This is a genomic window from Arthrobacter sp. LT660, from assembly GCF_056172845.1.
In genome coordinates this window covers 2,952,181-2,975,905 of record NZ_CM149651.1, presented here as the reverse complement: position 1 = coordinate 2,975,905, position 23,725 = coordinate 2,952,181, and the positions used below count along the sequence as shown (strand labels likewise).

Sequence of the window (23,725 nt, the reverse complement as noted above, 5' to 3'; positions counted from 1 at the left end):
TTTCCGACATCTACCCCGACACCGATGCGTCCCGGGGGCCGCTGGCGACGGACCGGTTCCCCAATCGTCCGTTCCTCCCGCTACCGTGGATCCGTGAGCGTTCTCCGCACCGCACGTGCCGCCTCGAGGCTCCAGTCCTCCGACCCCGCCTGGGCGATGCTCCGCGCCCGGAACGCAGACGTCGCCGTCGCGGTCCTCGGCCGCCACCTCTCGGGTGAGGAGCGCCGCCTCCCGGCCCCGGTCCTGTTCGAAAAGGTCGATTCGGATCTCGAGGAGCTGCGCGGCGAGGGCTTCGACCTGCCGCAGACGGCGCAGGCCTACTGCGCGGAGTGGCGCAACCAGCAGATCCTCATCCGCCGCTCCGCCCAGGATTCCCGCGAGGAGACGTTCGAACTCTCCCCAGGCGCGCTGACCGCCATCCGCTTCGTCACGCAGCTCGCCGAACCACGCCAGACCGTCACCGAATCGCGCCTGGCCACCATCCAGGACCAGCTGCGGTCCTTGGCTCGGGACACCGACCCGGACACGGCCACCCGCCTGGCCGCGCTGCACGCCGAACGCGAGCGCATCGACGCCCAGATCGCCCGCGTCGAGTCCGGGGAGGTCGACGTCCTGCCCGTCGAGCGCGCCCTGGAGCGGATCCGCGACATCCTCGGGCTGGTCGAGGAGGTCCCGGCCGATTTCGCCCGGGTGCGCGGCGAGCTGGAACAGTTGAACCGCACCCTGCGTGAGCGGCTCGTCGAACAGGAAGGCCCGCGCTCGTCGGTGCTGGAGGACATCTTCCGCGGCGTGGACCTGCTGGCCGAATCCGACGCCGGACGCAGTTTCGCCGGGTTCTACGCGCTCCTGTTGGACCCCGAGCGCGGCCTCGAGTTCGAGGATTCGATCTCCTCGGTGATGGACCGCGGATTCGTCGAGGGCCTCTCCCCCGCGCAGGTCCGGACCCTCCGCCGGCTCCTGCCCACGCTGCAGGACCGCGGCGCCGAGATCCACACCGTGTTAACCACATTCAGCCGGAGCCTGCGCAGATTCGTCCAGAGCCAGGACCTTCAGCGCGAGCGCCTCATCAGCCGCCACCTGCGATCCGGGTTGCGCGAGGCGCTCGAGGCGTCGGAGACCGTCAAACCGTACGCGAAGACCGGCCTCACCCTGGACCTGACCAGCGTCCCGCTCTCCAGCGTCTCCGCGCTGAAGCTGCACAACCCCGGTGATTTCGAGGCGGGCACCGACGTCGTGTCCCACGAGGCGGATCTGGTCGACATCGGCGAGCTGCTGGCCCTGGCCCGAGCCTCGGACATCGACATGGCGGAGTTGGAGGACAACGTCAACCGCACCGTCGAGGAGCACGGCGCCGCGACCATCGCCGAGATACTCGCGGCCCACCCCGCCACCCAGGGCGTCGCGAGCGTCGTCGGACTGTTGGTGCTCGCCCAAGAGCACGGCACCGCCGTCGGCGGGCGCGAAACCGTCGAGTGGGACGGGCGCCATGGCACGCTCGACCGCCACCTTTTCACCGGAAGGATCCCCGCATGAGCAAGCCGGTCCCCGCCGCACCCGACGCCGCACCCTTGGAGGAGCGCGACGCTGGATCCCCCGCCCGCCCGGGCCTGTGGGACGGCGACGGCGGCACCCTCCGCGAGCCCTCCCGCCGGGCCCTGGTCCAGCTGCTGCGCGGCCCCTACCTCTCGGCCGCGCGGCACGCGAACCTGTGGTCCGCCCTGCTGGCCGACGAGGAGGAGATCCGGTCCCGGCTGGCCGACCTGTTCCTCGAGCTCGTCGCGGACCACGAGTCCCAGGTGGCGTTCGTTCGGAACGTGCAGGCCGCGCCGGACGCACCGCGCGTGATGCGCACCGCCACGCTGACGTTCCTGGACACCGCGCTGCTCCTGCACCTGCGCCAACAGCTGCTGCACGATTCCCACGGGACCCGGACGATCGTCGGCGCAGACGAGGTCGCCGACCAGCTGCAGGTCTACCGCGGCAGGGACAATGCCGACCCCGCCGGTTTCTCCAAGCGGATCAACGCCTCGTGGACCAAGATGGTCAAGTTCGGCCTGCTCGCGCCCACCAGCACCGAGGGCCGGTTCGAGGTCTCGCCCGTGATGCGCCTGGTGTTCGGTCCGGAGGAGATCGCGGCTGTGCGCGCGGAATACCGCCGGTTGGCTGGCGACCCCGTGCTGGCCGCCGGCGGCACGGGAGACGGCACGGGAGACAGCGCGGAAGACGACGGCGAGGAGCCCGCATGAACGCGATCCACCCGGGCCAGTGGCGCCTGGACCGCATCGAACTGCTGAATTGGGGCACGTTCCAGGGGCACTGGACGGTGCCGGTGGCCCGGCGCGGGTTCCTGGTCACGGGGCCGTCGGGCTCGGGCAAGTCCTCGCTGCTGGACGCGGTCTCCGCGGTGCTCACCCCGCGCGGCAAGCTGCGCTTCAACGCCGCGGCGAACGACGGCGGCGCGCGCGGCGAGGACCGCAGCCTGGTCAGCTACGTCCGCGGGGCGTGGCGGCGCAGCGCGGACGAGGAGACCGGCGAGGTCGCCAGCGAATACCTCCGCCCGAACGCCACCCACAGCGGCATACTGCTCCGCTACGCCGACGGCAGCGACGGCAAACCCGTGGTCCTCGTGAAGCTGTACCACCTGCGCCGGGGCAGCAACACGCCGTCGGACGTGCAGGAACTGTCGCTGATCCTGCAGGACGACGCCGCTCTCCCGGACTTCGTGCCGCACCTGGGCTCCGGGATCGACGTGCGCAAGATCAAGGCCGCGTGGCCGGACGCCGTGGCAGTCACGGACAAGCACTCGAGCTTCGCCGCCCGCTTCAGCCGACTGCTGGGGATCTCCGGGGAGAACGCGGTCCTGCTGTTGCACAAGACGCAGGCCGCGAAGTCGCTCGGCAACCTGGACGAGCTGTTCCGCACGTTCATGCTGGACGAACCCCGCACGTTCGCGATGGCCGAGAACGCGGTGGCGCAGTTCGGCGAGCTCTCTCAGGCCCATGCCGCCGTCGTGCAGGCCCGGCGCCAGCGCGACCACCTGCAGGACATGGCCGTCCCCGCCCGCGCGTACGAGGCCAGCGCCTCGGCGGCCGCCGAGGCCGGGGAACTTCACGGGGCCGTTCCCGCGTTCAAGGACGCGTGGAAGCTGCGGCTGGCCGAGGAGGCCCGCGAAGCGGCCGGGGAACAGCTCCTCGCCGCCGAGCACGCCGCCGGACAGGCGGCCGACCATGTCCGAGACCTGTATGAGGCGCTGTCCGTCGCCCGGCAGCGCGTCTCCGAGAACGGCGGCGCGGCGCTGGAGACCCAGCGCGCGTGGATCGCGCTGGCCGAGCGTGAGGTCGCGGACGCCACCGCACGCCGGGCCCGCCTGGCCACGCGTCTGGGCGACGCCCGGGTCCCCATGCCGGAATCCTTTGCGGACCTGGAGGAACTGCGCGGCACCGCGGCCCGGGAACGGACGGAGTGGGAGGCCGCAGAACCGGAATCCAAGACCCGGTTACTGGAGCTCCACGACACCCGGTCGGCCGCGCGCCACGATCTGGGGTCGCTGGAGAAGGACATCACCGCGCTGCGCACGCGGCGCTCCAACCTGGACCGCCGACTGCTGGACGCCCGCACCGCCGTGGCCGAGCAGGCCGGTCTTCCGGAGAAGGCGCTGCCGTTTGCCGGCGAGTTGCTGGAGGTGGAGGCGGAATTCTCGGACTGGACGGGCGCGATCGAACGCGTGCTGCGGCCGCTGGCCACCGTGATGCTGGTGCCGCAATCGCACCTCGCGGCCGTGCGGAAGGCGGTGGACGCCCTGCACCTGGGCACCCGGCTGGTGTTCGAGGACGTCCCCGCCCGCCCGGACGCCCCGCGCAAAACGGATCCGACGACGTCGTTGGTCCACCGCGTGAAAGTCGCCGACGGCCCGATGTCAGGCTGGCTGCACCTGGAGCTGTCCAGGCGCTACGACTACGCGTGTGTCGAGTCCCCGGCCGACCTGGCTGCGCACGAGCAGGCCGTGACCCGGGCAGGGCAGGTCCGGCGTTCGCGCACCAAGTACGAGAAGGACGACCGCCACCGCGTCGACGACCGGCGCAACTGGTACCTGGGATTCGGCACCGAATCCAAGCTGGAGCACCTGATCGGCAGCCTCGCCGAGGCGCGGAAGCGGCTGGACGACGCCGAGCGGTCGGTGGACGCGTTCAGCGCGGGGCGCGAGGCGACGCAGCGGCGGCTAGCGGCGCTCGAGGAACTCGACGGGTTGCAGTGGCAGGAGGTGGACACCGACGCCGCGGAGGCGTCGCTGGCCGAACAGCGCGGCCGGCTCGAATCGCTGCTCGCCGCCAGCGACGACCTGCGTGCCGCGCAGGACGCCGAGCGCGAGGCGGACGCCCGGCACGAGGCCTCCCGCCGGATGGAGCGGGAGCGTCAGCGCGAGGCCGCCGAGGCCGCCGCGCTGGTCAACGGGCTGGAGGCGACCATCGCGGGCCTGCGCGCGCGCAACACTGCCGGGACGGTCGACGACGGCGTCCGCACCCGGCTGGAGAGGCTGTTCGCGGGCAGCGCGCAACGCCGGCGGATCACGCACGACATCATCGACGACGTCGCTCTGGCCGTCAGCGGGAAGCTCTCGCACGAGGAACGCACCCACGCCGACGCGGCGCAGCGCGCGGCCCGGGACTTCGGTGCGGCCGCACACGACTTCCGTGCGGCCTGGCCCGCCGCGGCGGCCGATCTGGGTTCGGACATCGAGGACCGGGCAGGCTATCTGGGGCTGCTGGACCGGCTGGTCGCGGACGGGCTGCCGCAGTTCGAATCGCGGTTCTTCGGGCTGCTGGAGAGCCAGTCCCAGCAGAACGTCGCGCAGCTGGCGGCGGAGATCCGGCGGGCTCCCGGGGAGGTGCGCGACCGCGTGGATCCCGTGAACCGGTCGCTGGGGCGTTCGGCGTTCGACGAGGGCCGGTTCCTGCGCATCCAGGTGAAGGAGAACCGCGGCGAATTGGGCCGGCAGTTCCTGGCCGACCTGCAGGACATCGCCACCGGATCCTGGACCGCCGAGGACCGCGAGGAGGCCGAGCGCCGCTTCGAGACCATGCGCCGGCTGATGGGCCGGTTGGCCTCGAGCGAGGCGGCCGACGCGTCCTGGCGCCGGCACTGCCTGGACACCCGGCTGCACGTGCGGTTCACTGCGCTCGAGGTCGACGCCGGCGGCGTCGTGGTGAACATCCACGACTCCAGCGCCGGGCTCTCCGGCGGGCAGCAGCAGAAGCTGGTCACGTTCTGCCTGGCGGCCGCGCTGCGCTACCAGCTCACGCGCGACGACGAACTGTTGCCGCGCTACGGGACCGTGATGATGGACGAGGCGTTCGACAAGGCCGACGCCCGGTTCACCCGGATGGCCATGGACGTGTTCCACGAGTTCGGGTTCCACATGGTCCTCGCGACGCCGCTGAAGCTGTTGCAGACGTTGTCCGAGTACATCGGCGGGACGGCCGTCATCAAGTGCGTCGATTTCCGCGACTCCCGGATCGCGACGCTGGAGTACGACGCCGGTGCCGAACCGGTCGGCGACGCCGCCGAGGGCCCTGCCGCCGGAGGGGACGCGGAGCCCGAGCGCGGGCGGGACGGCGCTCCCGTCCGCGACGAGGCCAGCACCCTCTGGTGAGTCCGGTTCCCGTCACCCCCGATGCCGCGCGAGCCGCCGTGCGGGCGAAGTACGATCGGCTGGCTGGCATGTGGGCAAGTGCGGCGGTGGGGCCGCTTCCGGTCCCCTTGTTGTCCCTGCCCCTGCATCCACCGACCGAGCGCGCCGCACTCGCCGACCAGTCCGGGGCCATCGGTTGGGTTCGTTCGTGGTCCGCCGCCGATGGAGTGGCCGGACCCCGTGAGGCGGCGGCGGGGATCGAGGTGGCCTGGGGCGAGCGCCGGTGGTCGAACCTCGGGACCCAACGCGTTCCCGAGCGGTTGATCCTGGACTCCCCCGCCTCGGTCGCACGGTTCGCGGGCCGGTCCGACCATTGGAACCGGCTCACGGACCGGTTCGGCCGACTGCTCGATGCGGTCCCCGACGATTCCGTGGAGCTGGCCGCCGCGCTGCCCCGATCCGCGAAGGACATCGCGGCCCTGGGCGACGCGGACTTCGCCCGGCTGCTCGGCGTGCTCGAATGGTTGGCCGCGCATCCGGCGTCGAACCTGTACATCCGCCAGCTGCCGATCCGTGGCGTGGACACGAAGTGGGTCGGTTCGCACCGGTCGCTCGTGGAGCGGCTCCACCGCGCCGCGAGCGGCGGAGCGGACCTCGGGCTGGCGCCGAAGCCGGACCTGGTCCGCGTCCGGTTCCTCGACCCCTCGTTGGCGCCGGGCGGCCTGGGCGATGTCTCCGCTCCCGTTGCCGATCTGGCGTCGATGGACATCGTGCCGCGGACCGTGTTCGTTCTGGAGAACCTCGAATCGGTGTTGGCGATGCCGTCTTTCCCGGGCGCCGTCGTCGTGCATGGTTCGGGATATGCCGTGGACCGGCTCGGCAGGCTGCCCTGGGTGCGGGCGGCCGGCGTCGTCTACTGGGGCGACCTGGACAGCCACGGTTTCGCGATCCTGAACCGGCTGAGATCCCATGGTGTCGCGGCGCGTAGCGTGCTGATGGACACCGCGACGCTCGACGCCTATGCGGACTTGTGTGTGGCGGAGCCGGTCTCGTCGATCGCGCGGCTGGACTACCTCACCGCCGCCGAGCTCGCGACCGTCCAGGTTCTCGCCGATCGCGGCAACGTCCGTCTGGAGCAGGAACGAATCCCGTGGGCCCACGCACTGGAAGCCCTCCGCGTTGCCGCCGGGACACCGCCCGCGTAGCCCTCCCCCCGGAGACCGCGCACCCCGCACCCCTCATCCGTGTCGGGGTATGTGCAGGAAAGAGTCGCGAATTCCGACACTTATCCCGACACCGATGCGGGGTGCGGGGGTGCGGGGTGCGGCGGGTTAGCCCCGGTCGGCGAGGAGCCGGTCCCGCAGCTCCCGGACGCGGCGGTGGATATCGTCGCGGACCAGCTCCATCCGTTCGCGCCCCTCGATCCCGCGCAGCGACGGTTCGTCGGTTTCCCACGTTTCGATGGCCACGCCGTCGATCGGATCCACCTTCGCCTCCGAACCCAGGACCACCACGAGTCCGGCCCGGCGCATGTTCCCCTCGGTGATTCCCTTGGGAACCTCGGCGCGGACGTCGACGCCGAGGTCCAGCAGCACCTCGGCGGACAACGCGTTGATCGCCTTCCCGGGTTTCGTCCCCGCGGAGGACACCACAATGTCGTCGCCCGCCTCCAGTCGCATCAACCCGGCGGCCATCTGGGACTTTCCGCCGTTCTTGGAGCAGACGAACAGGACGGCGGGCCGGTCGGCGGAGTGTGAATCGTTCACGATCAGACCTTTCGGGTCAGTGCGGCGGCGATCCCGTCGAGGGCGCCGGGAACCAGGGAGTAATAGGACCACACGCCGCGCTTCTCGCGGGTGAGGATGCCGGCGTCGACCAGGATCTTGAGGTGGTGCGAGACCGTGGGCTGGCCGAGGTCCAGCGGCTCGGAGATGTCGCACACGCAGGATTCCGCACCGGCGCTGGAGGAGACGATCGAGAGGATTCGCAGCCGGTTCGGGTCGGCGAGCGCCTTGAAGCGCGCGGCCAGGGAGTCGGCCTCCAGGGAGCCGAGCGGGGGCTGTCCGACGGCGGGGACGCAGCACGCGCCGGCCGTCGCACCGGCGGCGCCGGCCACGACCGCACCGCCCAAACCGACCACGGTCCCGGCAACATCCTCGTGCACGGCCAAAGCGCCTGTCTGTGCCATCGAACCCATCCTTTCGCGGTCGTCCCCACCCTACCGCGCAGAGATTGACATCCATCGATGCATCAAACCATACTCGAGACATCGACAAACGTCGATCCCCCGAGCACCCAGGAGCGATACCCGTGTCCAACCCCGCAGTCCTCTCCGCCCCGGCGGACACCGGACCAGTCTCGGCCAAGCTCTCCACGCTGGACCGCTACCTCGCCGCGTGGATCCTGGCCGCCATGGCGCTGGGACTCGGACTCGGGAAGGTCTTCCCCGAACTCGGCGCGGTGTTGGACTCGGTCAAGGTCGCGGGAGTCTCGCTGCCGATCGCGCTGGGCCTGCTGGTCATGATGTACCCGGTCCTCGCGAAGGTCCGCTACGACGAAACCCACCGCGTCATCGCCGACCGCAAGCTCATGGCCACCTCCCTGGCCATCAACTGGCTGCTCGCCCCCGCGTTCATGTTCGCGCTGGCCTGGCTGTTCCTGCCGGACCTGCCCGAATACCGCACCGGCCTGATCATCGTGGGCCTGGCCCGCTGCATCGCCATGGTGCTCATCTGGAACGACCTCGCCTGCGGCGACCGCGAGGCCGCCGCCGTCCTGGTGGCCATCAACTCCGTCTTCCAGGTCTTCGCTTTCGGCGCCCTCGGCTGGTTCTACCTGCAGCTGCTGCCGTCCTGGCTGGGCCTCGAAACCACCAGCGCGGAGTTCTCCGTCTGGGCCATCACGCTCTCCGTCCTCGTGTTCCTCGGCATCCCGCTGATCGCCGGCTTCCTCACCCGCACCCTCGGCGAACGCGCCAAGGGCCGCGAGTGGTACGAGGGCACGTTCCTGCCGAGGATCGGCCCGTGGGCGCTCTACGGCCTTCTCTTCACGATCGTGATCCTGTTCGCCCTCCAGGGCGACGCCATCACCGGCAACCCGTTCGACGTCGTTCGCATCGCCCTGCCCCTGCTCGTGTACTTCGTGGTCGTCTTCGGCGCGTCCATGCTGATCGGCCGCGGGCTCGGCATGGGCTACGAGCGCACCACCACGCTGTCCTTCACGGCGGCCGGCAACAACTTCGAACTCGCCATCGCCGTCGCCATCGCCACGTTCGGCGTGACCAGCGGCCAGGCGCTGGCCGGCGTCGTCGGCCCGCTGATCGAGGTCCCGGTCCTGATCGGCCTCGTCTACGTGGCCCTGTGGTCCCGCAAGTTCTTCAGCAACACCTCCATCGGAAAGGCCTGACCCATGCCTAACCCCACCAAGCCGTCCGTCCTGTTCGTCTGCGTGCACAACGCGGGCAGGTCCCAGATGGCCGCCGCGTTCCTCACCTCCCTCGCGGGCGAGAGCATCGAGGTCCGCTCCGCCGGATCCCGCCCCGCCGAGACCATCAACCCGGCCGCCGTCGAGGCCATGCACGAACTCGGCATCGACATGTCCGCAGAGGTCCCGAAGGTCCTCACCGACGCGGCCGTGCGGGAGTCCGACGTCGTCATCACCATGGGCTGCGGCGACGAGTGCCCGTACTACCCGGGCAAGCGCTACGAGGACTGGAAGCTCGAGGACCCGGCCGGCCAGGGCGTCGACGCCGTCCGCCCCATCCGCGACGACATCAAGTCCCGGATCGAGGAACTCATCGAGTCCCTCGCCCCCGCGCGGGCATAGCCATGGAACCGGACGCCAGCCTCCCCGTCGTCGTCATCGGCGCGGGGCCCGTGGGCCTCGCAGCGGCCGCGCACCTGCTGGAGCGCGGGTTGGAGCCGCTGGTGCTGGAGGCCGGCGACGGCCCCGGCGCCGCGATCCGCGCGTGGGGCCACATCCGGCTGTTCTCCACCTGGCGCTACAACATCGACGCGGCCGCCCGCCGGCTCCTGGAGCACGACGGCGGCTGGGACGCCCCGCGCGAAACCCGCCTGCCCTACGGCACCGAGCTCGTCGACGACTACCTCGCCCCGCTCGCGGCGCTGCCCGAACTGCGCGGCCGGATCCGGTACGGGAACCGCGTCACCGGGGTCGTGCGCGGGGAGTCCGGGTTCCTGGTCCGGCACGACGGCGGCGGAAGCCCGGGGCACGACGGCGGCGGCGGGCTTCCGGCGCGCGCCGTCATCGACGCGTCCGGCACCTGGGACACCCCCAACCCCGCGGGCGGCGCCGGGCTGCCCGCCGTCGGCGAGTCAGCGGCGCGGGCGGCCGGTCTCGTCACGGGTCCACTCCCGGACGTGCCGGGCGCCGACGCCGGGCGGTTCGCCGGCCGCACGGTCCTGGTCCTGGGCTCGGGGCATTCCGCCGCCAACACCTTGTTGTCGTTGGGGCGCGTGCGCCAGAAGCACCCCGAAACGCGCATCCTGTGGGCGATCCGCCGGCCCGCCGACCCTGCCCGCCTCTATGGCGGCGGCACGGCCGACCAGCTCCCCGCCCGGGGTCAGCTCGGCGCCAGCCTGCGCCGTTTCGTGGAGAACGGGGACATCGAACTCGTCGATTCGTTCGCGACCGCGCGCCTCGACGTCGTGCGGGAAGGCGCCGTGGAAGGGACACCGACGGGGAACGCCGAGCGCGCGAAGCCCCTGCGCGTGACCGCCGCCGACGGGCGCACTCTGGCCGTCGACGTCGTCGTGCCGTGCACCGGGTTCCGCCCGGACCTCGCGCCGCTGGCGGGGCTGCGACTGGACCTGGACGAGGCCGTGCAGGCCCCGCGCGGACTCGGCCCGCTGATCGACCCCGAGTTCCACAGCTGCGGCACCGTCCCGGCGCACGGCGAGCGCCTGCTCGCCCACCCCGAGCCCGCCTTCTACATCGCGGGCATGAAGAGCTACGGCCGCGCGCCCACGTTCCTCATGGCCACCGGCTACGAGCAGGTCCGTTCGCTCGCCGCGGCCCTGGCCGGCGACCGCGCGGGCGCCGACCGACTCCAGCTGGACCTCCCGCAGACGGGCGCCTGCTCCACCGATTCCGGCGGTTCCGCCGGACGGCCCGCTGGTAGTGTTGCTGGCTAGCCAATCGACGCCAGCGACCGACCCACGGAGGACACATGCCGCAGGAAGCCCCGGGGCGCACCATGCACATCGGCGAACTCGCGGAGCGCACCGGCCTGTCGCTGCGTACCATCCGGCACTACGACGACGTCGGCCTCCTCCCCGCGACCGCCCGCACCGAGGGCGGCTTCCGCGTCTACGCCGAGGCCGACGTCGACCGGCTCCTGCACATCAAGCGCATGAAGCCGCTCGGGTTCAGCCTGGAGGAGATCGCCGAGCTGCTGGCGATCCTGGAGCCCGGGGCGGCGGGGCGCGGCACAACGGACGACGACGGCGAAGCCGGCGCCGCGGTCCGGGCAGGGAAGTCCCGGGACTACCTGGAGCGGGCCCGACGCGAACGCGGGAAGCTGGCGCGGTACCTCGCGCAGGCCGACGAACTCATCGCGGACCTCGAACGCCACGGCCGCACCTGAGGCCTGCCCCACATTCAGCCTCACCAACCCTAACGTTCGGGTAGAGTTGGTGGCTGTCGTGCCGCCGCGCTCCCCCCCGACCCGAACGGACCCCCTTGGCCACCGCAACAGCGAATCCCACCCTGACGCCCGAAGAACGTCAGTCGGTCCTGCGCACCCTGAAGTCCCCGCGCCTGCTCAAGACCGAGGTGCTGGCCGGGCTCGTCGTCGCGCTCGCCCTGATCCCGGAGGCGATCGCCTTCTCGATCATCGCCGGCGTCGATCCCCGGCTGGGCCTGTTCGCGTCCTTCACCATGGCCGTCACGATCGCGTTCGTCGGCGGCCGGCCGGCCATGATCTCGGCCGCGACCGGCGCGATCGCGCTGGTCATCGCGCCCCTGGTGGCCAGCCACGGGGTGGACTACTTCATCGCCGCGGTGATCCTCGGCGGCGTGTTCCAGATCGCCCTGGCTCTCCTGGGCGTGGCCAAGCTGATGCGCTTCATCCCCCGCCAGGTCATGGTCGGGTTCGTCAACGCGCTCGCCATCCTGATCTTCATGTCCCAGGTCCCCGAGCTCCTCGGCGTCCCGTGGCTCGTGTACCCGCTGACCGCCGTCGGACTCCTGATCGTGTTCGGCCTGCCCAAGCTCACCAACACCGTCCCCGCGCCGCTGGTCGCCATCGTGGTGCTCACGCTGGTCACGGTGTTCGCCGCGCTCACCGTTCCGACGGTCGGCGACAAGGGCGACCTCCCCGATTCCCTGCCCGGCCTGTTCGTCCCCGACGTCCCGTTCACGCTGGAGACCTTCCAGATCCTCTTCCCGTACGCGCTGGCCCTGGCCTTCGTCGGCCTTCTCGAGTCCCTGATGACGGCCAAGCTGGTCGACGACGTGACCGACACCCGCTCCGGCAAGACGCGGGAGTCCTGGGGGCAGGGAGTGGCCAACATCGTCACGGGATTCACCGGCGGCATGGGTGGCTGCGCCATGATCGGCCAGACCATGATCAACGTGAAGGCCTCCGGCGCACGCACGCGGATCTCAACGTTCCTCGCCGGCGTCTTCCTGCTCATCCTGGTGGTGGCGCTCGGCGACATCGTCGCGCTGATCCCCATGGCCGCGCTGGTCGCCGTGATGGTGTTCGTGTCCGTCGCGACGTTCGACTGGCACAGTATCCGGCCCTCCACGCTGCGCATGATGCCCAAGAGCGAGACCACCGTCATGGTGGCCACCGTGGTCTTCACCGTTGCCACGCACAACCTGGCCATCGGCGTCGGCGTCGGCGTGCTCACCGCCATGGTCCTCTTCGCGCGGCGGGTGGCGCACTTCGTGACGGTGGAACGCCGGATCGAGGAGCACTTCGGCGAGACCATTGCGAAGTACGAGGTCAACGGAGAGCTCTTCTTCGCCTCCTCCAACGACCTCTACACCCAGTTCCGGTACGCCGAGGACCCGGACCACGTGGTGATCGACATGCACAACTCGCACCTCTGGGACGCCTCCACCATCGCGGCGCTGGATTCGATCAGCGACAAGTACGCGAAGTACGGAAAGGCCGTGGAGATCGAGGGCCTCAACGCCGCCAGCCTCATGATGCGCGAGCGCATGGGCGGCAAGCTCGGCGGCGGGCACTAGCGACTCGGGGGGGCAGGGGTCAGAGCAGGCGGCTGAAGTCCTCGGCCTGTTGCTTGTTGCCCTCCACGAGGATCTCGTCCTCCTCGTAGAGAACCGTCTGCGCGTTGGCGGGCTGCCAGCGACCATCAGGCCGCTTGGCCGCGACCACGGTGATGCCGTGCTTGTCGCGCAGTCCGAGGACGCCCAGCGGCCGGTCCTGCGCCAGGGCCGGCGGCCGGGTGCGGATCAGCACGAATCCGCCCTCGAACTCCACGTAGTCGAGCATGCCGCCGCGGACCAGATGGGCCACGCGGCGCCCCATGTCGTGCTCGGGCCGGACCACGTGGTGGACCCCCAGCTGTTCCAGGATCTCGGCGTGCGGTTCGTTGATGGCCTTGGCCCACACGATGGGCTTGTTGAACTTCAGCAGCCGCGAACTCGTGAGGATGCTGGCCTCGATGTCCGTCCCAATCCCCACCACGACGACGTCGAACTCGTGGACCGCGAGTTGCCGCAGGACCTCCTCCCGCGTGGAGTCGGCGCGGACCACGTGGGGAGGCACTGGCCCACACGTTCGCGGCCAGTCCCCGGAATCCCTTCTCGCTCCTGGGACCCATGGGTGCGGACGTCGCGGGTGCGCTACAGCCGTCGGTGCCCTCGAACAAGCGCGGGCGGAACTCGTGAAGAACGACGCCGGGGCCCCACCGCTTGTTCCTTGGACGCCAGTTTCGAGAGCCGCCCCCCTTCTTCACCACGCTCGACGGCTACCGCAGGCGGTTCGCCGCGGCGGCGGCGACCGCCGGCCACAGCTGGTTCGCAAGACCTCAGTCCGCGAAGGCCGCGCGGAAGGCGCCGAGCGCCGCGTCCCCCGCTTCGAGGCCGGGCCCGCCCGAGGCCCCGGCCTCGAGACCCACGACGCCGGCGTACCCGGCGTCGGCCAACGCCGCCGCCACGGCGCGGTAGTTGATCTCACCGGTGCCGGGCTCGAACCGACCCGGGACATCGGCGACCTGGATCTCTCCGATCCAGGGCAGCGCGTTTCCGACGAGTTCGATCAGGTTCCCTTCCCCGATCTGGGCGTGGTACAGGTCCAGCATCATCTTCACATGTGGGTGTTCCGCGGCCGAAACCAGCGCCAAGGTGTCCTTGGCCCGGGCCAGCGGAATGCCCGGGTGGTCGACGATGGTGTTGAGGTTCTCCAGGGCAAAGGTCAGCCCATGCTTCTCGCCCAGGGCGCCAAGGCGCTCCAGCGTGCGCAGGCCCGTGAGCCACATCTGGCCCGTGGACCGATGGACCGGGCGGACGGCCAGTCCGCCCTCGGCGAGCTCGGCGGGATGGACCACCATCCGCTCCACGCCGAGCTCCAACGCTGCGGGTATCAGCTTCTCCGCCGAGGCCAGGACCTCCGCGGCGCCGTCGGGGTCGGTGAGGCTGCCGCCGAAGTAGCCGCTCATCGAGGAGAAGCGGGCGCCCGTGGCCGCGAGGGCCGAGATATCCCGTTCCCGGGTGTCCCAAAGCTCCACCTCGAAGCCCTGCCCGTGGATTCGGTGGACCCGGTCGATCAGCGGCAGATTGCCGTAGACCATTTCAGCGCATACGGCCAAGCGGAAGCTCATGCGCGTCCGCCCGCCGGGTGGAGAGCGGGCTCGGTAGCCCGCACCTCGGCGATGGACGCGACATCCACCGGAACCCCGGTCTCGGCCGATCGGATCGCCGCTAAGGCCACGGCCAGGGCGTTCCTGGCATCCGTGCCACCGGGCACCGGGCGCCCGGACCCTTGGAGGCCGTCGCGGCGGGTTTTCACGTGGTCGACGAAGTCGGCCAGTTCCAACGTGTACGCGTCATGGAAGAGATCCACGTTCCGGCGCACGGTCTCGGCGCCGACGCCGGCCGCGGTGTAGCTGGTCGCACTGGAGGCCTGCGGTCCGCCCGCGGTCGCCATGCCGGAGGATCCGAACACCTCGCCGCGCACGTCGTAGCCGTACAGGGCGTTGAAGTTCGCCTCCGCCACGGCGATGGCGCCGTTGCTGTAGGTGATGGTGACGACCGCCGTGTCCAGAAGTCCGCCGGCCTTTGCTTCCGGGGCAACCAGCGCATCGGCGACCGCGTGGACGCGGACGGGAACGGCGCCGGGGTTCAGCCAGTTCAGGGTGTCGAAATCGTGGATGAGGGTCTCCAGGAAGATCGTGCCCGGCGGAATCCGTTCCGGGTTGGCGATGCCGGCTTCGCTGCCCGGATCGCGGGTCAGCGACCGCAACAGCTGCGGCGTTCCTACGGCGCCGTCGTCGACCAGCTTGCGCATCGCGGCGAAATCTGCCGCGTAGCGCCGGTTGAACCCGAACTGGACGACCACCCCGGCGGTGCCCGCCGCGGCGAGGGCGCCGTCGAGTTCCTCCACGGTGCGGCCTCCGGGCTTCTCGCAGAACACGTCCTTTCCGGCCTGCGCCGCGGCGGCGATCAACCCGGAGTGGAACCGTGCCGGTGCCGCAACGAGGACCGCGTCGATGTCCGGGTCGTTGATGACATCGGCGGGCTCGGTGCTGATCCGCGCGACGCCCAACCGGCTCGCCAGGGCCTCCACGGCAGGCAGTGCCGGGTCCGCGATGGCCTCGAGTCGCGCGCCGGGAATCCGCCGGGCCACGGACTCCGCGTGGAAACTTCCAATCAAACCCGCGCCGATCAGGGCGATGCGGACCGGCCGGTCTTCGCTTACCGGGTGCTGCAGATAACTCATGTCGACTCCTGAATCAGCTTCTAGATCGTTCTAGTGGGTCCATGCTGGCATGGATCGCGCGCCGGTGTCTAGATCGTTCTATAGACTGATCGCCACAAGGAGCGACATGACAGAACAGCAACGCCGCCCGACCCTCGTGGATGTGGCCGAGTCGGCCGGGGTCTCACGGGCCCTCGTCTCGATCGTGATGCGGGGTGCCCCGGGCGCCGCGGAAGCCACCCGGCAAAAAGTCCTGGACGCCGCCCGCGAGCTCGGCTACCGGCCGGACTCCCGCGCCAGACTGCTGCGCAGCAGCAGGACCAAGCTGCTCGGGCTGAGTTTCTCCAGCTCCCAACCCTTCCACGCGGAAATCGTGGACGCCGCCTACGCCGAAGCCGCGGACAGGGGATACGAAATAGCCCTGAGCGCGGTGGCCAACGGCCGGCCGGAGACGCGTGCCATCGAATCACTGCTGGATTTCGGGTCCGAGGCGCTGATCCTCATTTCGCCGACCCTCGGCAACCAGGAACTGTTCGGATACGCACGCCAGGTGCCGATCGTCACCCTCCTCCGGGACGACGTCGACGGGACCGTGGATTCCGTCAGCAGCGACAACGACGCCGGGATCCGGATGGCGGTCGAGCACCTCGTCGGCCTGGGGCACCGCCGCATCGTTCATGTGGACGGCGGAACGGCCGTCTCGGCGAACGAGCGCCGGGCGGCCTTCCGCGCCGAGATGCTGCGCCACGGGCTGGAGCCGGTCGTTATCCCCGGCGGTCCCCACGAGGAAGACGGCGCGAGCGCCGGCCAAGCCCTCGGGACGGACATCCCCTCGGCCGTGATCTGCTTCAACGACAGGTCGGCCCTTGGCCTCATGGAGAGCCTTCGGGCTTCCGGACTGCAGGTCCCCGGCGACGTGTCCGTCCTCGGTTACGACGACAGCCAGTTCGCTCGGCTGAGCTATGTGCAGCTGTCATCCGTCAGCCAGGATGCCCCGCTACTTGCCGCCACCGCCGTCGAACGCGCCGTGGGTCGCATCGAAGGATCCACATCCCCCGCCCGCATCGTCAGGACGCCGCATCTGGTGGTCCGCAAGACCACCGCGGCGCCGAACCGATGAAGGCTTGATGCCGATCGCGGTCAGTCGGTGACGTTAGGGAGGATTTCCTCGACGGCGTTGATACGTCCGCGGTGGCTGTGCCCACATGCGTGGCTGAAGGGTATCGGGATCCCTTTCGTGGGCGTTGATTCCACGCACCGGGTTCTCACGGCCGGTCAGCCCCCGACTGCGGACGCCTCGGGGATCTCCTCGTCGGCCCTGAAGCCGTGGATCCACGACAGGTGCCGGTCGAAGGCGTCCGGGGCAGCCAGCCGCGCGTTCCGCTCCGCGGCGCGGTGCCCGTCGGGCAGGTGCAGCATTTCCCCCACAGCCACCGAGGCGTCCACGACCTTGCGTGTCCGGAACCGGCGTCGTCTCTCGTACTCGCTGCGGGCGGCGTCCCAGCCCGTGGCCCCGGAGAGCAGGTCCGAGAGGACGATCGCATCCTCGATCGACTGGTTCGCGCCCTGCCCGTGGTGCGGCACGGTGGCGTGCGCGGCATCCCCCAGCAGGGTGACGCGGCCCTTCGACCAGTGTGTGAGGGGCGGGCGGTAGAACAGTGCCCACCGTTCACTGACGGGTACGGCGGAGATCATTTCGACGACGGCCGGCGCCCAGCGCGCGAAGGGTTCGATGTGCGACCCGTCCTCGACCGGGACCACCCACCCCTTCTCCGCCCACGGCATGGCTTCCCGCTTGACGAGGAAGAAATTCTGGTCCCCGTTGCCGATCGGATAGTGCAGCAGGTGGCCACCGGGGCCCATCCAGAATTGGATCGCCTCCGGATCCGGAAGCGACGGCAGCAGTTCGGGGGCGACGATGCCACGCGCGGCGGTGCATCCGGAGTAGCGGGCGTCGTCGTACCCCAAAAGAAGGCGGCGGGTGAGGGACCGAGCGCCGTCCGCGCCGATGACCAGATCCGCTTCGGCGACGTCGCCGTCAGCGAAGCTCAGCCGGGTGGCGGAGCCTGAGTCGTCGATGTCGACAACGCGCTTGCTCAGGTGAAGACTGTCCGGATCGAGCGCGCCGAAGAGAATGGCCTGCAGATCCGCACGGTGGATGCCCGAGTACGGGGCCCCGTGGCGCCGGCGGTAGTCCTCGCGCGAGGACAGCCGGGCAATCTCCCCGCCTGTGCGGCCGTCCCGGAAAACCAGTCCGTCCACCTCGGCCCACTTCTCCCCCAACTCCCCGGCCAGCCCGAGACGCCCCTCGTAGAAGCGCGTGGCGTTGGCGGACAGCGCGACGGCGGCCCCCACCTCCTTCAGGACCGCGGTCTGCTCGTAAATCCGGACGTCCATGCCCTTGCGCTGCAGGTCGATCGCGAGGGTGAGGCCGCCGATTCCGGCGCCGATGATGGCAATGCGCTGCGACATGGGGAAGGCTCCTTGGGTTTCGATTGTCCTTCAGCCTATGGAGTCGGCATGGCATGGATTACTGGACAAACGTGTGAAGATTGGCGTGTCATCTTGGACAGACTGTCCATACCGGTAGGAGGAACCCATGTCCACGGCCCTCGGTCTGGATGACGCGCTCCAGGATCTCGCGGAGGCGTCCGGCCGTCGGCTGACCGTGCTGGACTGGAAAATGGCCGTGGTCGGCTATTCGATCCACGAGGCGGAAGCCGACCGGCGCAGACTCTCACTGCTGCTCGCGCATTCGGGCGGATGGGATGCTCCGGCGCCCCCTGTCAGGGGCCATCTCCACGCGTCCTGGCCGCGAGTGGGGCGCTGCCTGCTCGTTCCCCTGACCGACCATCGGAGGCTGGTCGGATACCTGTTGACCGTCGTCGACGACGCGCCGACCACCGAGGCGCAGCTGCGGATCCTGCTCGACGGCGCGGCGGGCCTCGGCGTTCTGCTTTCGTTGCGTCTGCTCTACGCGGAGCACGACCGCTCGCGCGCGCGACCTGTTGATCCGCGCCACCGGGTCCGATCCCGCCGATCGGCGCGCGGCCGCGGAGGCCCTGGTGTCCGAACGCCACGTCGGCGCGGCGTCGCAGTACGCCGCCGTGGCGATCGGCGGGGATCCCCGGCCCGGGCACACTTCGGGACGGGCGGCGCTGGCGGTGCAGACGACCCTCGACTTCGTGGCACAGTCGTCCACGGCCTCCGTGGTGGGTTCCATGCTCGACGACGGCACCGGCGTCCTGCTCTTTCCCCGCCCCGTGGTCGCCGCGCGTCTGGCGCGGATCCTGGTCGACCCGAAACTGGGCGCAGTCCGGGGCGGGATCGGTCCGGTGGTGGAGCAACTGGAGGACGTGCACCGCTCGTTCGCGCTGGCCCGGCGCGCCCTGCGGGCTAACTGGATGGCGCCCGCCGGCCACGGGCTCGCCATCTCCTGGGACGACGCCGGGCTGGATGGCCTGCTGGCGCTGCTGCCGCTCGAGCGCATGACGGACGAGGACCTGCCGGCCTCCGTGCGCAGGCTGTTGGCGGCGCGGCTCTCTCCGGAGATCCTCTCGACGCTGCTTGCCTACCTGGATCGCGGCGGCGACGCCCAGCGCACTGCCCGTGAGCTGAATGTCCACCGTTCGACGCTGTACTACCGGCTCGGACGGGTTCGCGCCGCGCTGGAAACGGACCTCGCCGACGGGCTGCTGCGCACCGAGCTGCACGTGGGATTGCGCCTGCACGCTACATTTCGGGCGCCTTCCGGGCGGTGAACGGCAGCACCAGCCGCGACGGGTGGGCGGCGTCGCGGGGTCCGCGACACCCGCGACGCCGGGTTGCGGCCCCTAGGCAGTGAACCACACAACCGGACTCACCCGGCGACTGGCTGTTGGCCGGTTCCGCCGGGCTCTCTTCCCCCTCCCCGCGGCGGGCTCCGGGATCCCCCGGCCACGGGGTCTCGTCCTGTGGTTCATCTCCTGGCCCACCGCGAGGAAAACCAATGCCGGTCCGGACGAATCGGCCGGAAGCTGATCAGGACAGGGCTACTTCTTCTTCAAGGTCAACTCGATGATTTCGAGGATGCACGGGGCGATCACGTTCCGGGAGATGCGCACGTGGCGCCGAAGCCCTCGGGGAGTTTGGCGAAGTCGGCCTGCTCGATTTCCATGATCTTCTTCGCACCCGGGCGTCGTATCCCGCGCGGCCGGATCCGTCGGGAGGCCCCCCGTGATGGGGCGGCCTGCGGTGCGTTCCCTGGGCGGTCATGGCGAATCCCTTGGCTGGTGTCGGTGCGTGTTGTCGTCGCGGCAATGCGTCACTCACCAGTGCGCTGCCGGTCATATCCCCGGGAAAGTACAAGAATCTGTCCAACATCCACCTCGAAGCCGACGGAGAAGGGCGAGGCGCTGTCCGCGTCGGCGCCATTGCGGCCACTACGCGGCGACGGGAACGAAAGAGCTGTCCACGACAACCAGTCGCGGACCGTGCGGCTCTGCCTCGTGACAGGAAGTGCCTACATATCAGCTGTTTTCCGGTTCTGCAGGGCTCTCTTCGTCCACTTCGAGGTCGGGCACATCTGCCGGATCGGCACTCTCAGCGGATGGCTTTTCCACGTCGTGGCCCCCGGTCCATTCCGGCGCGGAGCGTTCGTTCGATTCTCCGGCAAGTCCAACTCCGGAGTCCTCGGACGTTGGGTTCTCGTTGCTTGGCGTCTGGTTTTCCATGCTCGCTCCTAGAGTGGGATGGTCGGGGAAAGGCCGGACGCAGCGGTGCTTTCACCGCGCGCCGACCGATCCCATTCAACTCCTGATACGCGTACATGTCGAAGAAGCTCGGGGTTAAGGGGCCCGTGCATGATGGCCGGGGCGCGGCGCTTGTCGAAGACGGTCGCGCCGACTTCCTGCCTCACGCCCAGCAGGTAGAGCGAGACGTACGCGCTGCTTCCGGTGGCGTTGATGAGCGCCTGCGCGATGGTCGGGGCGAATGCCCCGCCGATCACGGCACCCATCGCATAGGAGATCGAGACGCCGGAGAACCGCACCGACGCCGGTAAGATCTCGCTGTACCACGCGGCCTGCGGGCCGGAGCCCAGCCCGAGTCCGAAGGCGAAGATGCCCATCGCCAGGTACAGCATCGGTCGCTGCGCTCCAGCCCGACGGCATCGCTCGTCGCGCGCCTGCCGCTTCCTGGCGGCGATCTCCTCGAACACCGGGACTCCCCCAAGGCCCGGCGGACCATGTAGCCGACGGCGATTGGCACCGCGCCAGCAGCAGCCCGATGGATTCCCCCGCCGGGGCGAAGAACACCTGGGCGAACACCAGCCCGGCCGCCGTCGCGTAGATGAAGAAGTCGTACCACTCGATGGTGGTACCAACGATCGTGGCGAATGCGACCAGCCGCTGCATCTACCTAGCGTGGGGGTCCTGCCGCGTGTTGCTCACAGCTGGTGCCCCATCTTGAAGCCCACCTGCTCGCCCGGGTCGCCGGTCATGGCGTCGCCGGGGGCGCGGGTGTAGGAGAAGCCGTCGGCGCCGACGGTCACTGCCATCTCTGAGGAATCCGTGCGCTCGACGACGTCCTGCGGCTTGCCGTCCAGGTCCAGGACCAGCGACGCCTCGGTGTACCAGGACGGGACCACGGGGTTTCCCCACCAGTCGCGGCGCTGGTTGTCGTGCACGTCCCAGGTGATGACCGGGTTGTCCGGGTCGCCGGTGTAGTAGTCCTGCGTGTAGATCTCGATGCGGTGGTCGTCGGGATCCAGGATGTAGAGGTAGAACGCGTTGGAGACGCCGTGGCGTCCCGGACCGCGCTCGATGCGGTCGGACATGCGCAGCGCGCCCATCTTGTCGCAGATCTGGATGATGTTGTGCTTCTCGTGGGTCGAGAACGCCACGTGGTGCATGCGGGGCCCGTCCCCGCCCGTCAGGGCGGTGTCGTGCACGGTGCCCTTGCGGTGCATCCACGCCGCGTAGGTCACGCCGTTCTCGTCCTGGATGTCCTCGGTGACGCGGAAGCCCAGGTCCTCGAGGTACTTGCGTCCGCGCGGGACGTCGGGGGTGACCTGGTTGAAGTGGTCCAGGCGCACCAGCTCGCCGGCGGAGTACAGGTCGTAGCGCATGTGCAGTCGTTCGACGTGCTCCACCTCGTGGAAGAACTCGTAGGGGAAACCCAGTGGATCCTCGACGCGCAGCGAGTCGCCGATGCCCTTGACGAACCCGTCGGCCCGGCGCTCCGTGCGGCAGCCGAGTTCCTTGTAGTACGCCTCGGCCAGGTCCACGTCCTCGCGGCTGCGGACCCGGTAGGAGAACGCGGCGACGGCGGCGACCGGCCCCAGCGTCAACACCAGGTTGTGATGGATGAACTCCTCGAAGGAGCGCAGGTAGATCCGCTCGTCGTCCTCGAAGGTCACGTGCAGGCCCAGCAGGTCCACGTAGAAAGCGCGGGACTTCGCGAGGTCGGTGACGACGATTTCCATGTACGCGCAACGCAGGATGTCCGGCGCGGGAACGGAGGGCTTGGGGATGGTGTTGCTCATGGTGATCTCTCCTTCGAGACGGAGGCGCTATGCGCCGAACTTGGGGGTGTGCACGTCGCCGAGCGTGATGTGAACGGCCTGCTGGTCGGTGTAGAAGTCGATCGAGCGGTAGCCGCCCTCGTGGCCGAGGCCGGACGCCTTGACTCCGCCGAAGGGCGAGCGCAGGTCGCGCACGTTGTGGCTGTTGAGCCAAACCATGCCGGCCTCGACGTCCTGGGCGAAGTTGTGGGCGCGCTTGAGGTCGTTGGTCCACACGTAGGCGGCCAGTCCGTACTTGGTGTTGTTGGCCAGCTCGAGCGCCTCCTCGTCGGTGTCGAACGGGGTGATCGCGACGACCGGCCCGAAGATCTCCTCCTGGAAGATCCGGGCGTCCGGTGCCACATCCACGAACACGGTCGGCGCGACGTAGGAGCCGTTCTCCTGCCCCTCCGGCAGGCTGTCGGGCCGCCCGCCGCCGGCCACGACGCGGCCCTCCGACTTGCCGATCTCCACGTAGGACATCACCTTGTCGTAGTGCTCCGGGTGCACCAGCGCGCCGACCTGCGTGGTCGGATCGTGCGGGTCGCCGACCTTGATTTTCTTGGCGCGGGCCGCGTAGGCCTCGACGAACCTCTCGTAGATCGGGCGCTCCACCAGGATGCGGGACCCTGCCGTGCAGCGCTCGCCGTTCAGCGAGAACACCCCGAACAGGGTGGAGTCGATCGCGGCGTCGAAGTCGGCGTCGGCGAAGACGATGGCGGGGGACTTGCCGCCGAGCTCCATGGACATGCCCTTGAGGTTCTCGGCGCAGTTGCGGAAGATCAGCTGGCCGGTGGAGGACTCCCCCGTGAAGGAGATCAGCGGGACCATCGGGTGCTTGACCAGCGCGTCGCCGGCCTCCTCGCCGATGCCGTTGACGAGGTTGAACACGCCGTCGGGCAGCCCGGCATCCTTGAAGATGGTCGCCCACAGGGACGCGGAGAGGGGCGTGAATTCGGCCGGCTTGAGCACCACGGTGCAGCCGGAGGCGATGGACGGCGCCAGCTTCCAGGACTCGAGCATGAACGGCGTGTTCCACGGCGTGATCAGGCCGGCGACGCCGATCGGCTTGCGGTTCACGTAGTTCAGCTGGGAACCGGGGACCTTCAGCGCGGTGTCGTGCTGGGCGACGATCAGGTCGGCGAAGAAGCGGAAGTTCTCGGCGGCGCGCTGCGCCTGGCCGCGGGCCTGGGTGATCGGCAGGCCGGTGTCGAAGGTTTCCATCTCGGCGAGGCGGTCCTCCTGCGCGACGACGGCGTCGGCGATCCGGTGCAGCACCTTGGCGCGCTCGCGCGGCTTCATCTTCGGCCACGGGCCGTTGTTGAAGGCCTCCGTGGCGGCGGCGACGGCCGCGTCGATGTCCGCCTTCTGCCCGGCCGCAGCCGTCGCGTAGGTCTGGTTGGTCACCGGGTCCAGGACCTCGAAGGTCTCCCCGCCGACGGAATCGACGAACTCGCCACCGATGTAGTGCTGGAGGTGGTTGGGCAAATTCTCCGGTACGAAGTGCTGAGTCATGGTCTTCTTTCCACGGTTTCGAGTTTCCACGGTTACGGTTCAACAACGCCGGGGTCCAAGATGGAACCTGAATCGACGTGTTTTTCGTACATGAAATCGTATACGATCTAGTGTGAGGGAGGGCACTCCA

General features: G+C 69.8%; 21 protein-coding genes and 1 pseudogene. 11 read left to right on the top strand and 11 right to left on the bottom strand.

Annotated elements, in window-relative coordinates:
• The first annotated feature begins 93 nt into the window (after positions 1 to 93).
• The 4 genes from AC0QSG_RS13865 to AC0QSG_RS13850 are packed head-to-tail and all read left to right on the top strand — an operon-like array spanning position 94 to position 6,834.
• A complete protein-coding gene (locus AC0QSG_RS13865) occupies positions 94 to 1,533 on the top strand; it encodes a DUF3375 domain-containing protein (RefSeq protein WP_475375828.1) in 1,440 nt (479 codons plus the stop codon).
• Complete coding sequence (locus tag AC0QSG_RS13860; RefSeq protein WP_475375827.1) at positions 1,530 to 2,246, top strand: DUF4194 domain-containing protein; 717 nt, start codon at positions 1,530 to 1,532, stop codon at positions 2,244 to 2,246. The genes AC0QSG_RS13865 and AC0QSG_RS13860 overlap by 4 nt, the downstream gene beginning before the upstream one ends.
• Complete coding sequence (locus tag AC0QSG_RS13855; RefSeq protein ID WP_475375826.1) at positions 2,243 to 5,650, top strand: ATP-binding protein; 3,408 nt, start codon at positions 2,243 to 2,245, stop codon at positions 5,648 to 5,650. Before AC0QSG_RS13860 ends, AC0QSG_RS13855 begins: the two co-directional genes overlap by 4 nt.
• Positions 5,647 to 6,834 carry a Wadjet anti-phage system protein JetD domain-containing protein gene (locus AC0QSG_RS13850; protein ID WP_475375825.1) on the top strand — a complete coding sequence of 396 codons (1,188 nt, stop codon included), beginning with the start codon at positions 5,647 to 5,649 and terminating at the stop codon, positions 6,832 to 6,834. The genes AC0QSG_RS13855 and AC0QSG_RS13850 overlap by 4 nt, the downstream gene beginning before the upstream one ends.
• A 126-nt stretch (positions 6,835 to 6,960) precedes the next feature.
• Here the strand turns inward: AC0QSG_RS13850 and AC0QSG_RS13845 are convergent, their stop codons facing one another.
• The gene (locus AC0QSG_RS13845) at positions 6,961 to 7,401 is read right to left on the bottom strand and encodes an arsenate-mycothiol transferase ArsC (protein ID WP_435728318.1); all 441 of its coding nucleotides are present in this window, start codon (positions 7,399 to 7,401) and stop codon (positions 6,961 to 6,963) included.
• A complete protein-coding gene (locus tag AC0QSG_RS13840; RefSeq protein ID WP_475375824.1) occupies positions 7,398 to 7,817 on the bottom strand; it encodes an ArsR/SmtB family transcription factor in 420 nt (139 codons plus the stop codon). Before AC0QSG_RS13840 ends, AC0QSG_RS13845 begins: the two co-directional genes overlap by 4 nt.
• 122 nt (positions 7,818 to 7,939) lie before the next feature.
• Between AC0QSG_RS13840 and arsB the strand changes: the two genes are divergently transcribed.
• The 5 genes from arsB (at position 7,940) to AC0QSG_RS13815 (ending at position 12,847) form a co-directional block, all read left to right on the top strand.
• Positions 7,940 to 9,034, top strand: coding sequence for an ACR3 family arsenite efflux transporter (gene arsB, locus AC0QSG_RS13835; RefSeq protein WP_475375823.1), 1,095 nt, complete (start codon positions 7,940 to 7,942; stop codon positions 9,032 to 9,034).
• Between the two features lie 3 nt (positions 9,035 to 9,037).
• Positions 9,038 to 9,454, top strand: a complete 417-nt coding sequence (locus AC0QSG_RS13830; protein ID WP_435728251.1) for an arsenate reductase ArsC — start codon at positions 9,038 to 9,040, stop codon at positions 9,452 to 9,454.
• Positions 9,455 to 9,456: 2 nt separating this feature from the next.
• Positions 9,457 to 10,782, top strand: a complete 1,326-nt coding sequence (locus tag AC0QSG_RS13825) for an FAD-dependent oxidoreductase (protein WP_475375822.1) — start codon at positions 9,457 to 9,459, stop codon at positions 10,780 to 10,782.
• A 35-nt stretch (positions 10,783 to 10,817) separates the two neighbouring features.
• Positions 10,818 to 11,234: a MerR family transcriptional regulator gene (locus tag AC0QSG_RS13820; RefSeq protein ID WP_475375821.1), complete on the top strand. Its 417-nt coding sequence runs from the start codon at positions 10,818 to 10,820 to the stop codon at positions 11,232 to 11,234.
• A gap of 95 nt (positions 11,235 to 11,329) precedes the next feature.
• Positions 11,330 to 12,847, top strand: coding sequence for a SulP family inorganic anion transporter (locus AC0QSG_RS13815; RefSeq protein ID WP_475375820.1), 1,518 nt, complete (start codon positions 11,330 to 11,332; stop codon positions 12,845 to 12,847).
• A 19-nt stretch (positions 12,848 to 12,866) separates the two neighbouring features.
• On the opposite strand, the gene AC0QSG_RS13810 is transcribed toward AC0QSG_RS13815, so the two are convergent.
• The 3 genes from AC0QSG_RS13810 to AC0QSG_RS13800 form a co-directional block, all read right to left on the bottom strand.
• Positions 12,867 to 13,388: a potassium channel family protein gene (locus AC0QSG_RS13810; RefSeq protein WP_475375819.1), complete on the bottom strand. Its 522-nt coding sequence runs from the start codon at positions 13,386 to 13,388 to the stop codon at positions 12,867 to 12,869.
• Positions 13,389 to 13,650: 262 nt separating this feature from the next.
• A complete protein-coding gene (locus AC0QSG_RS13805; protein ID WP_475375818.1) occupies positions 13,651 to 14,442 on the bottom strand; it encodes a TIM barrel protein in 792 nt (263 codons plus the stop codon).
• Complete coding sequence (locus tag AC0QSG_RS13800) at positions 14,439 to 15,560, bottom strand: Gfo/Idh/MocA family oxidoreductase (protein ID WP_475375817.1); 1,122 nt, start codon at positions 15,558 to 15,560, stop codon at positions 14,439 to 14,441. Before AC0QSG_RS13800 ends, AC0QSG_RS13805 begins: the two co-directional genes overlap by 4 nt.
• A 106-nt stretch (positions 15,561 to 15,666) precedes the next feature.
• On the opposite strand from AC0QSG_RS13800, the gene AC0QSG_RS13795 reads away from it, so the two are divergent.
• On the top strand, positions 15,667 to 16,659 hold the full coding sequence (locus tag AC0QSG_RS13795; RefSeq protein ID WP_475375816.1) for a LacI family DNA-binding transcriptional regulator: 993 nt from the start codon (positions 15,667 to 15,669) through the stop codon (positions 16,657 to 16,659).
• 155 nt (positions 16,660 to 16,814) lie between these two features.
• Here the strand turns inward: AC0QSG_RS13795 and AC0QSG_RS13790 are convergent, their stop codons facing one another.
• Positions 16,815 to 18,011: an FAD-dependent monooxygenase gene (locus AC0QSG_RS13790; RefSeq protein ID WP_475375815.1), complete on the bottom strand. Its 1,197-nt coding sequence runs from the start codon at positions 18,009 to 18,011 to the stop codon at positions 16,815 to 16,817.
• A gap of 265 nt (positions 18,012 to 18,276) precedes the next feature.
• Positions 18,277 to 18,525, bottom strand: coding sequence for a hypothetical protein (locus AC0QSG_RS13785; protein WP_475375814.1), 249 nt, complete (start codon positions 18,523 to 18,525; stop codon positions 18,277 to 18,279).
• 22 nt (positions 18,526 to 18,547) lie between these two features.
• On the opposite strand from AC0QSG_RS13785, the gene AC0QSG_RS13780 reads away from it, so the two are divergent.
• Entirely contained in the window at positions 18,548 to 19,300 is a 753-nt protein-coding gene (locus AC0QSG_RS13780) for a PucR family transcriptional regulator (protein ID WP_475375813.1), read from the top strand.
• 747 nt (positions 19,301 to 20,047) lie between these two features.
• Here the strand turns inward: AC0QSG_RS13780 and AC0QSG_RS13775 are convergent.
• The 4 genes and pseudogenes from AC0QSG_RS13775 to hpaE all read right to left on the bottom strand — a co-directional run bounded on the left by AC0QSG_RS13775 (position 20,048) and on the right by hpaE (position 23,595).
• Positions 20,048 to 20,251: a hypothetical protein gene (locus AC0QSG_RS13775; protein ID WP_435729054.1), complete on the bottom strand. Its 204-nt coding sequence runs from the start codon at positions 20,249 to 20,251 to the stop codon at positions 20,048 to 20,050.
• A gap of 8 nt (positions 20,252 to 20,259) precedes the next feature.
• Positions 20,260 to 20,658, bottom strand: a pseudogene (locus tag AC0QSG_RS13770) (hypothetical protein); the annotation flags it as partial.
• 306 nt (positions 20,659 to 20,964) lie between these two features.
• On the bottom strand, positions 20,965 to 22,062 hold the full coding sequence (hpaD, locus tag AC0QSG_RS13765; RefSeq protein WP_435729055.1) for a 3,4-dihydroxyphenylacetate 2,3-dioxygenase: 1,098 nt from the start codon (positions 22,060 to 22,062) through the stop codon (positions 20,965 to 20,967).
• A gap of 27 nt (positions 22,063 to 22,089) precedes the next feature.
• The gene (gene hpaE, locus AC0QSG_RS13760; RefSeq protein ID WP_435729056.1) at positions 22,090 to 23,595 is read right to left on the bottom strand and encodes a 5-carboxymethyl-2-hydroxymuconate semialdehyde dehydrogenase; all 1,506 of its coding nucleotides are present in this window, start codon (positions 23,593 to 23,595) and stop codon (positions 22,090 to 22,092) included.
• Positions 23,596 to 23,725: the final 130 nt, after the last annotated feature.